The 14,477-nt window shown below is 73.0% G+C and carries 11 protein-coding genes and 3 pseudogenes; 9 read left to right on the plus strand and 5 right to left on the minus strand.

Annotation, left to right across the window (positions count from 1 at the left end; translation table 11 throughout):
• Window positions 1–5: 5 nt before the first annotated feature.
• Together Q5694_RS28835 and Q5694_RS28840 are read left to right on the plus strand one after the other, a co-directional pair.
• Entirely contained in the window at window positions 6–770 is a 765-nt protein-coding gene (locus Q5694_RS28835; protein WP_333936357.1) for a bestrophin-like domain, read from the plus strand.
• Window positions 771–996: 226 nt separating this feature from the next.
• Window positions 997–1,530 carry a hypothetical protein gene (locus tag Q5694_RS28840; protein ID WP_333936358.1) on the plus strand — a complete coding sequence of 178 codons (534 nt, stop codon included), beginning with the start codon at window positions 997–999 and terminating at the stop codon, window positions 1,528–1,530.
• Between the two features lie 106 nt (window positions 1,531–1,636).
• Here the strand turns inward: Q5694_RS28840 and Q5694_RS34915 are convergent.
• Window positions 1,637–1,891, minus strand: a pseudogene (locus tag Q5694_RS34915) (hypothetical protein); the annotation flags it as partial.
• Window positions 1,892–2,104: 213 nt separating this feature from the next.
• Window positions 2,105–2,323, minus strand: a pseudogene (locus Q5694_RS34920) (hypothetical protein); the annotation flags it as partial.
• A 352-nt stretch (window positions 2,324–2,675) separates the two neighbouring features.
• On the opposite strand from Q5694_RS34920, the gene Q5694_RS28850 reads away from it, so the two are divergent.
• Entirely contained in the window at window positions 2,676–3,344 is a 669-nt protein-coding gene (locus tag Q5694_RS28850; RefSeq protein ID WP_333936360.1) for a class F sortase, read from the plus strand.
• A 34-nt stretch (window positions 3,345–3,378) separates the two neighbouring features.
• On the opposite strand, the gene Q5694_RS28855 is transcribed toward Q5694_RS28850, so the two are convergent.
• Together Q5694_RS28855 and lysX are read right to left on the minus strand one after the other, a co-directional pair.
• Complete coding sequence (locus Q5694_RS28855) at window positions 3,379–4,224, minus strand: polysaccharide deacetylase family protein (RefSeq protein ID WP_333936361.1); 846 nt, start codon at window positions 4,222–4,224, stop codon at window positions 3,379–3,381.
• A gap of 89 nt (window positions 4,225–4,313) precedes the next feature.
• A pseudogene (gene lysX / locus Q5694_RS28860) lies at window positions 4,314–7,599 on the minus strand (bifunctional lysylphosphatidylglycerol synthetase/lysine--tRNA ligase LysX).
• A 110-nt stretch (window positions 7,600–7,709) separates the two neighbouring features.
• Between lysX and Q5694_RS28865 the strand changes: the two are divergent.
• Entirely contained in the window at window positions 7,710–8,174 is a 465-nt protein-coding gene (locus Q5694_RS28865; protein ID WP_333936362.1) for a universal stress protein, read from the plus strand.
• Between the two features lie 105 nt (window positions 8,175–8,279).
• On the plus strand, window positions 8,280–9,716 hold the full coding sequence (locus Q5694_RS28870) for an amino acid permease (RefSeq protein ID WP_333936363.1): 1,437 nt from the start codon (window positions 8,280–8,282) through the stop codon (window positions 9,714–9,716).
• 76 nt (window positions 9,717–9,792) lie between these two features.
• Here Q5694_RS28870 and Q5694_RS28875 read toward each other — a convergent pair whose 3' ends face one another.
• Complete coding sequence (locus tag Q5694_RS28875) at window positions 9,793–10,944, minus strand: CapA family protein (RefSeq protein ID WP_333936364.1); 1,152 nt, start codon at window positions 10,942–10,944, stop codon at window positions 9,793–9,795.
• Window positions 10,945–11,166: 222 nt separating this feature from the next.
• On the opposite strand from Q5694_RS28875, the gene Q5694_RS28880 reads away from it, so the two are divergent.
• From Q5694_RS28880 to Q5694_RS28895, 4 genes are all read left to right on the plus strand, one after another.
• Window positions 11,167–11,715 (plus strand): sigma-70 family RNA polymerase sigma factor, encoded by a 549-nt coding sequence (locus tag Q5694_RS28880; RefSeq protein WP_333936365.1) that lies wholly within the window; start codon window positions 11,167–11,169, stop codon window positions 11,713–11,715.
• Window positions 11,716–11,865: 150 nt separating this feature from the next.
• The gene (locus Q5694_RS28885) at window positions 11,866–12,378 is read left to right on the plus strand and encodes a hypothetical protein (protein WP_333936366.1); all 513 of its coding nucleotides are present in this window, start codon (window positions 11,866–11,868) and stop codon (window positions 12,376–12,378) included.
• A 151-nt stretch (window positions 12,379–12,529) separates the two neighbouring features.
• Window positions 12,530–13,183 carry a zf-HC2 domain-containing protein gene (locus Q5694_RS28890; RefSeq protein WP_333936367.1) on the plus strand — a complete coding sequence of 218 codons (654 nt, stop codon included), beginning with the start codon at window positions 12,530–12,532 and terminating at the stop codon, window positions 13,181–13,183.
• A 70-nt stretch (window positions 13,184–13,253) separates the two neighbouring features.
• Complete coding sequence (locus tag Q5694_RS28895; RefSeq protein ID WP_443040959.1) at window positions 13,254–14,474, plus strand: PP2C family protein-serine/threonine phosphatase; 1,221 nt, start codon at window positions 13,254–13,256, stop codon at window positions 14,472–14,474.
• Window positions 14,475–14,477 lie beyond the last annotated feature (3 nt).

Raw genomic sequence — 14,477 nt, forward strand, 5'->3', positions numbered from 1 at the left:
ACCCCTTGCCGGAATGGCTTGTTCTCACCCTCGCGATGCTGGCCGCCGGTGCCGTGGTGGTCGTCATCACCCTCGTCCGGCACCGCCGGGCCCCCGAGGACGAGGACCCCAGCGAGACCCCGGACGTCATCGAGTACATGACGATGTGGATCGGCGTGGTCTACGCCATCGTCCTGGGTCTGGCGATCGCCGGTGTCTGGGAGGGCCGCAGCGCCGCCCAGGACCACGTGCAGGCCGAGGCGACCGCGCTGCACGAGATCTCGGAGCGGGTCCGGGTCTACCCGGCGGACGAACGCGACCGCATCCGGGAGGACGTCCAGGCCTATGTCAGCCACGTCGTCACCACCGAGTGGGACGCCATGGCGGACCGGGGCGAGCTCACCGAGCGCGGCGACGAGCTGTTCGCGCGGATCCGCCAGGACGTCACGGACTACGAGCCGGCCACGGACTTCGAGGCGCAGGCGTACCAGCCGCTCGTCGACCAGGTGACCGCGGCCAGCCAGGCCCGCATCTCCCGCGCGGAGTCCACCGGGGAGACCATGCCGGGAGTGGTGTGGTTCGGGCTGGTCGCCGGTGCGGTCGTCACCATCGGGATGGTCTTCGTCCTGCAGATCCGCAGAACGGCACGCGAGCTGATCCTCGCCGGTCTGTTCTCGGCGCTGATCGCCTTCCTGCTGTTCCTGATCTGGGACTTCGACAGCCCGTACAGCAGGGGGGTCGCGGCCTCGGCGGAACCCTTCCTGAACCTCTTCCCGGGGGCGGGGGGCTGACGGCTCCTCCCCCACCACGGGCAGCGGCCGGGGGGCGCGCGACACGCCGTCGCCGTCCCCCGGCCGTACGCGCGCCGTCCCCCGGCCGGCCCACACCGTTCCCCCGTTCGCACTACCGGGATCGCGCGCCTGTACGCCCCTTCCTAGCGTTTCGGGCATCGAGGCGCAGGTGTGACGTGAGCGGAACAGGTCCGCGGCTGCGCCCCGAGGACCCGGAGGGAACACCATGCGCGCGATACACGTCGCTTCGGCCGTACTGCTGGGCGCCGGCGCCCTGACCTCCTGCATGCATCCCGCGGACGCGGCCATGCGTCCCGACTTCCGTTTCGGCGTGGAGCCCTCGGCGGTCGAACCGGGCGGCCGGGTCACGGTGTACGTCAAGCGCAACCACGCCTGCCGGGGGGAGGCGGCGGTCAACTCGCCGGTCTTCGACCTGGTGACCATCCCGCGCCACGAGTCCCGGGCGCGGGCCGTCGTCGACTGGGACGCCAGGCCCGGCGCCATCTACGACGTGGAGTTCGCCTGTGACGAGTCGAGCGGTACGGCGCGCCTGACCATCGCCGGGGGCCACCCGACGCACCACCCCACCGACGGCCCGACACACCGACCCCGCCACCCGAAGGGTGTGCACGCGGGTGAGGGCGGCACCATCGCCGGGTTGGACGTCGAGGACATCGGCCTGGGCGCGGCGCTCATCGCCGGATCGCTGGGAGCCGCCTACCACTTCTCGCGCCGCCGCACGGACGAGGACGCGGGCTGACGTGCCCGTGCCGCGCAGATCGCCGCCCCGGAGCCCCTCGGCGAGGGGGGCCCGGGGCGGCGGCCGTGCACGTGCGCGCCTCGTGGCGGGAGCGGACGGCGAGGCGTCAGGCGTGCCGCTCGGCCCGGCGGCGCATCCAGAACACACCGCCGCCGACGACCGCCGCGGCCACCAGGCCGCCGCCGATGGCCATGTCGGTCGGGGTGGCCCCGGTGGTGCTGCTGCCGCCGATGCCGCCGCGGACACCGCCGATGACGGTGAAGGCCTGCGGCTTGGTCAGGGTCCTGCCGTTGCAGGTGACGGTGATGTCGTACGAGCCGGGGCGGGCGTTGTGGTGGATGACGGCGGTGCCCCGCGCGGTCCCGCTGTCGCCGCCGGTGCCCCGCCCGGCCTCGTTGCCGCCGCCGGTGCCCCGCCCACCCTCGTTGCCGCCACCGCCACCGCCACCGGTGCCCCGCCCGCCCTCGTTGCCGCCACCGCCACCGGTGCCCTGCCCGGCCTCGTTGCCGCCACCGCTGCGGTCGCCGCCGTAGCCGGCGCCGCCCTGGCCGCCCTCGTTGCTCTTGCCGCCGTGGTGGACGGGCGACAGCCGGGTCGGCGCGAACGCGTTGGACGTCGCCGTACCGCCGTGGCGGCACCCTTCGACGGTGATGGTCAGCTGACCGCCGCGGGCGACGACGCCGGGCAGGGCGACGATGTTGCTGGGAGTGTCCCAGGCCATGGCCGCGGGAGCCGACAGACCGAGGGCGGCCACCGCCGCGCCGGCCACCGCCAGGGCACGAGTGTTACGCATCTGAACCTCCGCGGAAGACGCCCCGGGGCCCGTTCCCCGGTGGATCGGCGAGAAAGCGCCTCCCAGAAAGACAGTCAGTTGCCCTGCCCCGAACCGCACTTCGGGGATGGTCCGTCCTGGTGAGCGAAGGCGCGGCCGGGTCGTGACGCAACCGGGCATCGCCGCAGGTCACAGCCCGTCGGAAAATATCTCGCCGCGGCAACTCGGATGGCGCACCTCGACGTGCCGTCCTGCCCCGCACGCGCTCGGGCCACCCGTTCGCCGTCGCCCCGTCGCCGGTTTCCCGCACCGCGCTTAGCGTGCTGATATGCGCGATTGACCCGGCGACGGCCGCGTCGAGAGGGGATGGCCCATGTCTGCGTCCGAGCTGGCCGCGGCGGAAGAGGAGGCCCGGCGGAAGAAGCGCGCCCCGTGGGGCGTGATAGCGCTTGTTCTGCTCACCGGCCTCGCGCTCATTCGGAATGGTTCGGGAGAGTTCGACGAGGGGCCGCCGCAGCCGGCCACGGCGGCCGCCGCCGACAGCCGGGTGCCCCGCGACACCTTCGCCGGGACCGTGAAACCCCTTGCCCATTCCGTCCCGGCCCGGGTCGGGATCCCGGCGATCCAGGTCGACGCGCCGATCATCCCGGTGGGCCTGGACGCGGACGGCTGGGTCGGCGCGCCCCCGCCGGAGGACCCCAACCTGGCCGGCTGGTTCACCGGCGCGGTCACCCCGGGCGAGAAGGGCACGGCGGTCGTCGTCGGCCACGTCGACAACCAGCAGGGCCCCGCCGTGTTCTACGGGCTGGGGGCGCTGAAGAAGGGCAACCGCGTCGAGATCGCCCGGCAGGACGGCAAGACGGCCGTGTTCGAGATCTACGGCGTCGAGGTGTTCGCGAAGGACGACTTCCCGGGCGACCGGGTGTACGGCTCCAAGGGCGCGCCCGAACTGCGGGTCATCACCTGCGGGGGCGGCTTCAGCGAGCAGGACGGCTACGCGGGCAACGTCGTGGCCTTCGCCCGCATGGTCGAGGTGCGCTGAGCGCACCCGGCCGGGCGGGCGAAGGCCCGTGGTGCTAGGCGTACTGACGCCGGGGCACGGTGACGTGGTAGCCGGAGTCCAGCAGTTCGGGCAGGTAGCGCCGCAGGGCGCGGACACTCTGGGAACGGTCGCCCCCGGCGTCGTGGGAGAGCACCACGACACCGGGGGCGGCGCCCTTCTCGACGCGCTCGGCGATGGAGCGGGTGCCCGGGGTGGTCCAGTCGAGGGTGTCGACGGTCCAGGCGAGGGGTTCCATGCCGAGGTCGGCGCCGAGTTGGAAGGCGGCGCGGTTCCAGGCCCCGTAGGGGGCGCGGAACCACTCGGGGCGTTGGCCGCACCCGTCCGCGATGACGTCGCTGGTGCGTTCCATCTCGGAGCGGATCCGCCGGCGGGTGAGGCCGGTCAGCAGGGGGTGGGACCAGGTGTGGTTGCCGACGACGTGCCCCTCGTCGCTCATCCGCGCGAGCAGCTTCTTGTTGTCCACGGCCATCTCGCCGCACACGAAGAACATCGCGCGCACGTCGTACTCGGCCAGGGTGTCCAGGATGTGGGGGGTGTAGCGCGGATCGGGGCCGTCGTCGAAGGTCAGCACCATGGTGCGGCCGCGTCCGGACACGCGCAGCATCGGCTCGCGGCGTACCAGGGTCCGGCGGGGTGCCGCACGCGGCGGGCCGTAGCCGGTCAGCGGTTGCAGGCGGTACGCGGAGGAGTTCGGGGGCCGACGGACCGGGGGTCCCGCGGCGGGAGCGGGGCCGGCGGGCGGGTCCCCCGTGACCGCCGTGACCACCCCGGCGGTGGCGGCCGCTCCCACGGCTCCGGCGCCCGCGATCAACGCCCGGCGCCGGGTGAGCAGCCGGGAGAGCAACTGATCCTTCTTCATGACTCATCAGTCGCCCGGCCGAAGGCCGACGCACCTGCGCAACACCGGTGTGGCCGCACGGTTTCACCCGTGCGGCCCACGCAGTCGGGTCAGCGGCGGCGCACCAGGGGGAAGGGCAGGGTCTCGCGGATGGTGAGCCCGGTGAGGAACATGACCAACCGGTCGACGCCGATGCCGAGTCCGCCGGTGGGCGGCATCGCGTACTCCAGGGCGTCGAGGAAGTCCTCGTCGAGTTCCATGGCCTCGGGGTCCCCCCCCGGCGGCGAGCAGCGACTGGGCGGTGAGACGGCGGCGTTGTTCGACCGGGTCGGTGAGTTCCGAGTAGGCGGTGCCCAGTTCGGTGCCGAAGGCGACGAGGTCCCAGCGCTCGGCCAGGCGCGGGTCGGTGCGGTGCTGCCGGGTCAGCGGGGAGACGTCCGTGGGGAAGTCCTTGTAGAAGGTGGGCAGCCCGGTCCTTTCCTCCACCAGCCGCTCGTACATCTCCAGGACGACGTCGCCGTGGCCGTCGTCGGCGACGTACGGGACGCCGGCGCCGTCGCACAGGCGCTTGAGGGTGTCGACGCCGGTGCCGGGGTGGACCTCCTCGCCGAGGGCCTCGCTGATGGCGCCGTAGACGGTCTTGACGGGCCAGCGGCCGGAGATGTCGTGCTCCTGGCCGTCCTTGCGGGCGACGGGGCTGCCGAAGGCGGCGGTGGCGGCCTCCTGGATCAGCTCCCGCACGAGGTCGAGCATCACGTCGTAGTCGGCGTACGCCTGGTAGGCCTCCAGGATCGTGAACTCGGGGTTGTGCTTGTGGTCCGTGCCCTCGTTGCGGAAGGTGCGGCCCATCTCGAAGACCTTCTCCACGCCGCCCACGCACAGCCGCTTGAGATACAGCTCGGGGGCGATGCGCAGGTAGAGGTCGAGGTCGTAGGCGTTGATGTGGGTGGTGAAGGGGCGGGCGTTGGCGCCGCCGTGGATCTGCTGGAGCACCGGTGTCTCGACCTCGAGGTAGCCGCGTGCCAGCAGGCCCTGCCGCACGGCCTGGACGGCGGTGGAGCGGGCGCGGACCACGTCGCGGGCGGCGGGGCTGGCGGCCAGGTCCAGGTAGCGCATGCGGACCTTGGCCTCCGGGTCGGCCAGGCCCCGTCGTTTGTCGGGCAGCGGGCGCAGGCACTTGCCGGTGAGCTGCCAGGAGGTGACGAAGACGGTCGGTTCGCCCTTGTCGCTGACGCCTGCGTGTCCGGTGGCGATGATGTGGTCGCCGATGTCGGTGTCGGCGGTGAAGCGGTCCAGGGCGGGACCGGAGCGGTCGCGGGTGAGGGCGAGCTGGTGGTCGCCGGACCAGTCGCGCAGGACGGCGAAGACGATGCCGCCGAAGTCGCGGACGAGCATGACGCGCCCGGCGACGGTGACGTCCTGGCCCGGTTCCACCTCGGCGAGGGTGTGGGTGCGGGCGGGGACGTCCACGGGGTAGGGGTCGGTGCCGTCGGCGCGCAGCCGGTCGAGTGTGCGGTGCCGGACGCGCACCTGGTCGGGCAGGGCCACGCGGGGGTCGGCGGGCCCGGTCCCGTCCCCTCCGTCGAGACCGAGCGCCGCCAGCGACGGCAGCCCTTCGGTCGTGGCGGGCCGCTGTCCGTTCTTCGGGTGCCCCTTTCCCCACAGCTTGCGCATCGACGGTACCGGGACGAACCCCTCGGCGATGCCGGAGGCGTAACCGACCCGGGCGAGGGAGGCGGCCTCGGCGTAGCAGAGGAAGCGCGGGTACCACTCGGGGCGGTACTTGGCGTTGGAGCGGTACAGGGCCTCCAGTTGCCACCACTTGGAGAAGAACAGCAGCAGCCTGCGCCACAGGCGCAGGACCGGCCCGGCCCCGATGCGGGCGCCCTCCTCGAACACCGAGCGGAACACGGCGAAGTTCAGGGAGATCTTGCGGACGCCCAGTTTCGGGGCGGTGGCGCACAGTTCGGCGACCATGAACTCCATCACGCCGTTGGGGGCCTCCCGGTCACGGCGCATCAGGTCCAGGGAGACGCCGTCCCCGCCCCAGGGCACGAAGGACTGGACGGCGAGGAGGCGCCCGTGCTCGTCCAGGGCCTCGACGAGGAGGCAGTCGCCGTCGGCGGGGTCGCCGAGGCGGTCCAGGGCCATGGAGAAACCGCGTTCGGTCTCGGTGTCGCGCCAGGCGTCCGCCCGCTCGACGATCTGCCGCATCTCCTCCTCGGTGAGGGTGGAGTGGCGGCGGACGCGGCAGGTGACGCCGAGGCGGCGGACGCGGTTGACGGCCTGGCGGGTGACGCGCATGTCGCGGCCGTCGAGGTCGAAGTCGAGGACGTGCAGGATGGCCTCGTCACCGAGTTGCAGCGCGCCGAGCCCGGCGCGGACGAAGGCACGGGCGCCCTCCTCGGAGGCGCCCATGACGGCCGGGACCCAGGCGTGGCGGCGGGCCACCTCCTGCCAGGCGGCGATCGCGTGCGGCCAGGCCTCCCGGTCGCCGACCGGGTCGCCGCTGGCGAGGCACACTCCGGCCTCGACGCGGTAGGTGACGGCGGCCTTGCCGCTGGGTGAGAAGACGACGGCCTTGTCGCGGCGGGTGGCGAAGTAGCCGAGGGAGTCCTGGTCGCCGTAGCGGGCCAGGAGGGCGCGGATGCGGGCCTCCTCGTCGTCGTGCAGGGCGGCTTCCAGGCGCTGGGATCGGAAGAGGGTGGCCGCCGCGTTGAGCAGGGCGAGCGCGCCGAACAGGCCGAGGAGGAAGAACAGGGCGTGCGGCGGGCGGCCGTCGAAGCTCCCGGCGGGGACGAGTCCGCCGCAGACGCGGTTCGCGGCCCACGCCAGCCGCTGGCCGCTGGGCAGCGTCCCGGGGAACGCCTCGACCAGGCCCCAGCCGGCGAGGGTCGCCAGGACGAGGCCGGCGACCAGGACGGCGAGGGCCCGGCGGACGGCGGCGCGGCGGGAGGCGGCGTAGAACTCGCGGCGGGCGACGATCAGCAGGAGCAGGGCCAGGCCGCACACCACGAAGGAGGGGACGGACTCGGCGAACTCGCCGACGGCCATGCCGAGGACGTCGGTGAGGACCAGCAGGCCGAGGTAGACGACGACCAGCCACCAGGCGACCTTCTTGCGGGCGCCGGTGGCGGCGGCGAGCAGGAAGAGGAAGACCGCGTAGGCGAGGTTGGCGCTGACCGGGACCAGCAGCAGGTCCAGGAAGTGCACCAGGGGGCGCAGCCCGGTGCGCAGCGGCGGGATGACGGCGAGCAGGGCGCACAGCAGGCCGAGCGCGCCGAAGCAGACCGCGAAGCCCTGGGGCACCCGGCTCAGGAAACCGTGGGCCCGGTGGGGCGGACGTATCGGACCTGTGGTGTCCTCGGCCGTCCCGGTCCCCGCGATGACGCTCATGCTTTCGACTGTAGGAACACCCGGACGACCTCGCCCGTCGAGAGCGGGCCGCGGCGGTGGTGCGACTCCCGCCCGCAGGTGCCGGATGTGCCCTTCGGTAACCTCGCCGCGTGACGGAACAGCAGCACTCCTCTCAGTTCGAGCGGGGCACGGACGGCCCGAAGGTGATCGTGGTCGGGGTGGACGGCTCCGACTCCTCCCTGCGGGCCGCCGCCTACGCCGGTGGCCTGGCGCGGCGGCAGAACGCGCTGCTCGCCGTGGTGTACGTGCAGCCGGTGCTGGCGGCGGGGGCCGCGCTGGGAGCGCCGGTGGCGGAGACGACCGACGAGATCGCCGAGGAGCTGGTGGCGCACATCCGGGAGGCCGCCGAGCGGCTCAAGGGGATATTCGAGGTCCGCTGGGAGTTCCACACCTTCCGCGGCGATCCGTACAACGGCCTGGTGAAGGCGGCCGACGAGCTGAAGGCGGACGCCGTGGTGGTGGGCGCCTCGGAGCAGGCGGGCCACCGCATCGTGGGTTCGGTGGCGGTCCGCCTGGTGAAGGCGGGACGCTGGCCGGTGACGGTGGTGCCGTAGGGCTGTCCGCGGGGCCCGCCCGTGCGTGGTGTCTTCCTTCGGGCGGTCCGCTGGGCCATCATGATCCGCCGTCAGCCGATTGCCGCTCGCGAAGAGGTGAGGCGCATGGCCGGGATCCGGACGGGCGAAGGAATTCTCCGACGCAAACCGATCGAGCGGATCGAGGAGACGGAAGCCGGAGGGGGGCCGCGACTGGAGCGGTCCCTGGGGCTGTGGCAGCTGACCGCCATCGGCGTCGGCGGGATCATCGGCGCGGGCATCTTCACGCTGGCCGGCACGGTGGCCAACGGTACGGCGGGCCCCGCCGTGCTGGTGTCGTTCCTCATCGCGGGCGTCGCCAGCGCGGCGGCCGCCCTGTCCTACGCGGAGTTCGCCGGGCTCATCCCGAAGGCCGGCTCGGCGTACACCTACGGCTACGCGGTGCTGGGCGAGCTGGCGGGCTGGTTCATCGGATGGGACCTGCTGCTGGAGTACACGGCGATCGTGGCGGTGGTCGCCATCGGCATCTCCGGCTACTTCAGCTTCCTGGTGGGCGAGATGGGCGCCGACCTGCCCGCCTGGATGCTGGGGGCGCCCGGGACCGGTGACGGGCACCGGGTCGACCTGTTCGCGGCGCTGCTGTGCCTGCTGATCGCCTACCTGCTCACCCTCGGCATCAGGAACGCGGCCCGGTTCGAGACGGTCGTGGTGGTGCTGAAGGTCCTGGTCGTGCTGCTCGTGATCGGGGTCGGCGTCTTCCACATCGACACGGCCAACTACAACCCGTTCTTCCCGTACGGGGTGGGCGGCGCGTTCACGGGTGCGGCGACGGTGTTCTTCGCGGTGTTCGGCTACGACGCGATGTCGACGGCCGCGGAGGAGTCCAAGGACGCGCAGCGGCACATGCCCAAGGCGATCATCTACTCGCTGGTGATCTCGATGGTGCTGTACGTGGCGGCGTGCCTGGTCCTGACCGGCATGCAGAACTACAGGGACATCGACAAGGAGAGCGGCTTCTCGACGGCGTTCAAGTCGGTCGGGCTCAGCGGACTGGCGGACGTCATCGCGGTGGGCGCGATCATCGGCATCCTCACGGTGATGTTCACGTTCATGCTGGGCGTCACCCGGGTCTGGTTCTCGATGTCCCGGGACGGGCTGCTGCCCAAGTGGTTCGCGAAGACGGACCCCAAGCGCCACGTGCCCACGCGCGTCACCTGGATCGTCGGGGTCGCCTCGGCCGCCATCGCCGGGTTCCTGCCGATCGGCGAGGCGGCCGAGCTGACCAACATCGGCATCCTGCTGGCGTTCGTGGTGGTGTGCACGGCGGTGATCGTGCTGCGGTACCGGCAGCCGGACCTGCCGCGCACCTTCCGCACGCCGTGGATGCCGGTCGTGCCGGCGCTGGGCATCGTGTTCTCGATCTGGCTGATCACCTTCCTGCAGTGGCAGACCTGGGCGCGGTTCGCCGTCTGGCTGGCGCTGGGGCTCGTGATCTACTTCGGCTACTCCTACCGGCGGTCCGAGCTGGCGAGGGCGACGAGGGACCGGGCGGACGGTTCCTAGCGCGGCCGGTGGGCCCCAGCCCTGTCTGACGATTCCCGTCGTCACCCGGAGGGCGGCGGGACTTGTCGGACAGGCCCTAGTCCCCCATGACCAGCCCGTCCTTCGCCGCGCCGCGGCCGAGGGTGACGTCCCGGATGCGGTCGCGGACCGCGCGCACGTCGGCCCCTTGGGCGAGCGCCCGGTTGAGGTTCACCACCCGGCCGGCGTCGATGTCGAAGAACTGCGGGACGAACTCCGCCTTCGTCACCTCCCAGCGGCCGCCCGGCCGTGCGGGCGGGGCGAAGGTGAAGCGGCCGAGGGTGGACTGGTTGCCGCGCGGGTCGGGGGCACCGTCGGGGCCGGTCGTCTCGCCGGCGACCTGGTCGCCCATGCCGTGGACGACCCAGGTGCCGTTGACCTTCTCGTAGGCCTGCGGGACGTGGGCGTGGGTGCCGACGATCAGGTCGATGGCGGGGCGGTCACCGCTGCGGGCCGCGGTGAGGCTCCGGGCGAGGGCCGACTGCCGCTCGTCGGGGGCGTCCTGCCACTCGGTGCCCCAGTGCATCGAGACGACGACCACGTCGGCGCCGGCGGCCCGGGCGGCCCGGGCGTCCTCGACGATCTTCGCCTCGTCGACGAGGTTCACGGCCCAGGGCTGCCCGGACGGCATCGGCAGGCCGTCGGTGTCGGAGGTGTAGGCGAGGTGGGCGACCTCGGCCGGGCCGGCCCGCAGGACGGTGACGGTGCGGGCCTCCTGTTCGGTACGGGCCGATCCGGCGTGCCGCACGCCCGCGCGGTCCAGGGCGTCCAGGGTGCGGCGGATGCCGTCGGCGCCGTCGTCCAGGCTGTGCTCGGAGGCGGTGGAGCAGCCGTCGTAGCCGGTGGCGGCGAGGGCCGCGGCCACCTCGGGAGGGGACGTGAAGACCGGGTGGCCGGTGTGGCCGCCGTTCTCGCCGTGGACCGTCTCCAGGTGGCACAGGGCGACGTCGGCCCGGGAGACGACGGGACGGATCCCGGACAGCATCGGGCGGAAGTCGTAGCCGGTGCCGCCCGCGTCGAAGCGGGCCCGGTCGATGATCGAGCGGTGCGGCAGGACGTCGCCGGAGGCGACGAGGGTGAAGCCGCGGGGGCCGGCGGCCGGGGCCGGGCGCCCGGGCCGGGGCGGTTCGTGGTCGCGGGCCTGGCAGGCGGCGCCTGCGGCGAGGACGACGGTGAGGACCAGGGCCAGCTGTCTCCTGCGTGCGAGCATCCATTCACCCCACTGTGGGCGTTGTGGTCGTATTTACGCACCATCAGCAAAGAAGGCACCAGGCGCCGCGGACGGCTGCGACACGCTCGCGGGCCCCTCCGGCACCCGCATGGCCGGGCGGCCCGACCGTTCGTCGAACCGTTCGTCGACGCGATCGACCGTCCGCCGCACAGCGCGGTACGTGCCCTGTGCCCCCGCCGCGCCCTGCGGTGGCATACGGCCATGACGGCCGGAACCACGCTCACGAACGGGACGACGACCGCCGAGCACGAGCTCGCCGCACTGCAGCGCGAGCACGGCAGGCCCCTCTTCGCACTCCTGCTCCGGCTCTGCGACGGCGACCGCCAGCGCGCGGAGGACCTGGTCCAGGAGACCCTGGTGCGCGCCTGGCAGCACCCCGAGGCCCTGCGCGCCGACGACTTCGACTCCGTACGGCCCTGGCTGATGACCGTCGGGCGGCGGCTCGCGATCGACGCCCGGCGCGCCCGGCAGGCCCGTCCGCCCGAGGTCGGCGACGCGGTGCTGGAGAACGCACGGGTCAGCTCCGACCACGCCGAGCGGGCCGCCGCGGCACTCGACGTCCGCCGCGCTGTGAAGACACTCACTCCCGAGCACCGTGAAGTCCTGGTGCTCGTGTACTTCCAGGGGGCGAGTGTTGCGGAAGCGGCGGCGACCCTCGGCATCCCGCCCGGTACCGTGAAGTCCCGCGCGTACTACGCGCTGCGCGCCCTGCGCCGGGTGCTTCCGGGATACGCCGCCGACCTGCGGTGAAACCGATTGCCGAGTCAAGCCTCCGTAAAGCGCCTTGCGAGGACCCCGGTTGAGTAATCGGGTGTTCTCATCCGTGTTCCGGAGGGGGCCGACCGCGCCCCGGGATCCGGTGTCGGGCGACGCGCACGTACCGGAGGAAGGCAGGAAGGGATGCTGGACAGAGGTCAAGAGGGCTCGGACGGCGGCGAGGGTGAACTGACCGTCCCCATGGCGTGGTTGTACGCCGAGTACATCGCCGACGAGCTGCTGCGGACGGGCGATCTGATGCCGCCGACGTCCTTCGAGTTCCGCGCCGGGCGCGACGCCCTGGCGCTGACCGTCTTCCTCTCCGACACCGACGGCGAGCTGTCCGGCATCCGGGTCGTCACCCAGCTGGAGACGTGGCTGTCCCTGACCGCCTACGACCAGCCGTGGCAGGAGTGGGTGCGCGAGCGGCTGGCCGAGCTGGCCGCCGGCGCCGCACGCACCGGCCGGCCCGCGCCGGACCTGGAACTGGCACAGGAGGCGTGGCGCTGGCTGCAGGAGACGGAGCTGCTCGCTCCCGATCTGAACGCCGTGCCGGGCGGTGCTCCGGTGGCCGGGGAGGACGAGGGACCGAAGGTCTGGACGCCCGCCTGGCAGCTCGGGCTGCCCCTGGGACACCTGGCCATCCACCTGTTCTGAGATTTCCTGGACCTCGGCCAATCCGCGGGCCGGAGGGCTCCGAATGCTTTGGTTGCGATTGTGTCACCGGCTTGAGTGATTCCGCTGCCTGGTCCGTACCGGTGGGAGCAAGGAGTAACCCCACCCGCACCCAACGGCACGAGGATTCGGCATGAGGTCCCTGGAAAGGCATCGCGACGTCGGCGCCTACGCGCTCGGCGTGCTGGACGAGGCGGAGGCCTTCCGCTTCGAGGACCACCTCATGGAGTGCCCTCGGTGCGCTGCAGAGGTGACGGAGTTCGGCCCGGTCACACGGCAGATGATGCTATACCGGCGGGCGACGCCGCGGTTCGTGCACCCGACGGTGCAGCCCGGGCCGCATCTGCTGGACCGGCTGCTGGCCGAGGTGGCGACCCGCCGCCGGGCCGGCCGCCGGCGCGTGCTGTTCGCGCTGGCCGCGTCGGTGGCGTTCGCGGTGTCCGTGCCGGGTGTGGCGATGATGGCCCAGGGCAGCGACGCGGGGCCCCGGACGGTCGCGGCGACCGACGCGCGCACGGGGGTGTGGGCGCAGGTCACGACGGAGGACGGGGCCTCGGGGAGCCAGGTCGAGCTGAAGGTGAGGGACGGCGCGGGCTCGCGCGCCTGCCACCTGGTCATCGTCGGTCACGACGGCGCCGAGGAGACCGCGGCCAGCTGGCACACCCCCGGGCGCGACGACCGGCCCAGCACGATGATGGCCAGCTCGTCGATGCACGCCTCCCAGATCGCCCGCTACGAGATCCGCTCGGCGGCCGGCGAGGTGCTGGTCCGGCTCCAGCCGGGCTGACGGGTCCCGCCGGGCCCGTCGTCCGTCCGCCGCCGTCACCGGGCGGGGCACGCCGGCCGGTGTGAGACTGCTGGACGACACACCCGGCAGGACGGCGAGGGGAGACGACGTGGCGACGGCGGAGACCGGCGGCGGCCGTTTGGAGGAGTTCCTCGCCGACCCCGAGACGGCCACGCTGGACCTGGTCACCGCCGCGAGCCGCTGCACCTCGGCCCTCGGGATCCCGCACTCGGTGGTCTACCTCACCGACATCCAGCAGCGCCGGCTCGTGCCGCTCACCGACGTCACCCCGGCGCTGCCCGTCGACGACTCCCTGGCCGGCTGGACCTACCGCACCCAGTCGCTGCGCGTCGCGGAGACCGACACCGGCGGCATGACGGCCTGGCTGCCCCTGGTGGACGGAGCCGAGCGCCTCGGTGTGCTGGCCGTGCACGCGCCCGCGCTCACGCCGGCCGTGCTGCGCAGCGCCCGGGCCCTGGCCAGCCTCGTCGCGATGATGATCACGACGAGCCGGGCGTACGAGGACTCCTACGTCCGGCGCACCCGCACCGACCGCATGCGCCTGCCCGCCGAGATGCTGCGCGCCTTCCTGCCGCCCCGCACGATCGGCACCGCGCGCGTGGTCTCCACGGCCGTGCTGGAACCGGCCTACGAGATCGGCGGGGACGCCTTCGACCACTCGCTGACCGAGACCACCCTCCACGTCACGGTGCTCGACGCCATGGGCCACGACCTGGCCTCCGGACTCACCACGGCCGTGTCGCTGGCCGCGTGCCGCAACTCCCGGCGCACCGGGGCCGATCTGCCCGACCTCGTCGGTTGCGTGGACGACGCGCTGGGGCAGTGGCTGCCCGACCAGTTCTGCACGGGCGTCCTGGCCCAGCTGGACCTGGCCTCGGGGGTGCTGCGGTGGATCAACTGCGGCCATCCCACCCCGTTGCTGATCCGCGACCAGCGGCTGCTCGTGGACGCCATGCGCCGCGAGGCCGATCCGCCGATGGGGCTGCCGTCCCTGCTCGCCGGAAGGGAGCGGTCGGTGCACGAGATCGCCCTGAAGCCCGGGGACCGGGTGCTGTTGTACACCGACGGCGTCACCGAGGCGCGGTCAGCGGACGGCGGCGAGTTCGGCCTGGAGCAGTTCGCCGACTACATCATCCGGGCGACGGCCGCGGGCGAACTGGCGTCCGAGACGCTGCGCCGCCTCATCCACTCCATCCTCGACTCCTCCGCGAGCCGGCTGCGGGACGACGCGACCATCCTCATGTTCGAGTGGTGGCCGCCGTCCGGGTGAGGC

It is taken from the genome of Streptomyces sp. AHA2 (genome assembly GCF_036857595.1).
Classification (GTDB): domain Bacteria; phylum Actinomycetota; class Actinomycetes; order Streptomycetales; family Streptomycetaceae; genus Streptomyces.

Bases quoted from the DNA above. Each gene is read 5' to 3' on its own strand.
- Q5694_RS28840 (WP_333936358.1), top strand. From the start codon at position 997: ATGCGCGCGATACACGTCGCTTCGGCCGTACTGCTGGGCGCCGGCGCC.
- Q5694_RS28850 (WP_333936360.1), top strand. From the start codon at position 2,676: ATGTCTGCGTCCGAGCTGGCCGCGGCGGAAGAGGAGGCCCGGCGGAAG.
- Q5694_RS28855 (WP_333936361.1), bottom strand. From the start codon at position 4,224: ATGAAGAAGGATCAGTTGCTCTCCCGGCTGCTCACCCGGCGCCGGGCG.
- Q5694_RS28870 (WP_333936363.1), top strand. From the start codon at position 8,280: ATGGCCGGGATCCGGACGGGCGAAGGAATTCTCCGACGCAAACCGATC.
- Q5694_RS28875 (WP_333936364.1), bottom strand. From the start codon at position 10,944: ATGCTCGCACGCAGGAGACAGCTGGCCCTGGTCCTCACCGTCGTCCTC.
- Q5694_RS28880 (WP_333936365.1), top strand. From the start codon at position 11,167: ATGACGGCCGGAACCACGCTCACGAACGGGACGACGACCGCCGAGCAC.
- Q5694_RS28885 (WP_333936366.1), top strand. From the start codon at position 11,866: ATGCTGGACAGAGGTCAAGAGGGCTCGGACGGCGGCGAGGGTGAACTG.
- Q5694_RS28890 (WP_333936367.1), top strand. From the start codon at position 12,530: ATGAGGTCCCTGGAAAGGCATCGCGACGTCGGCGCCTACGCGCTCGGC.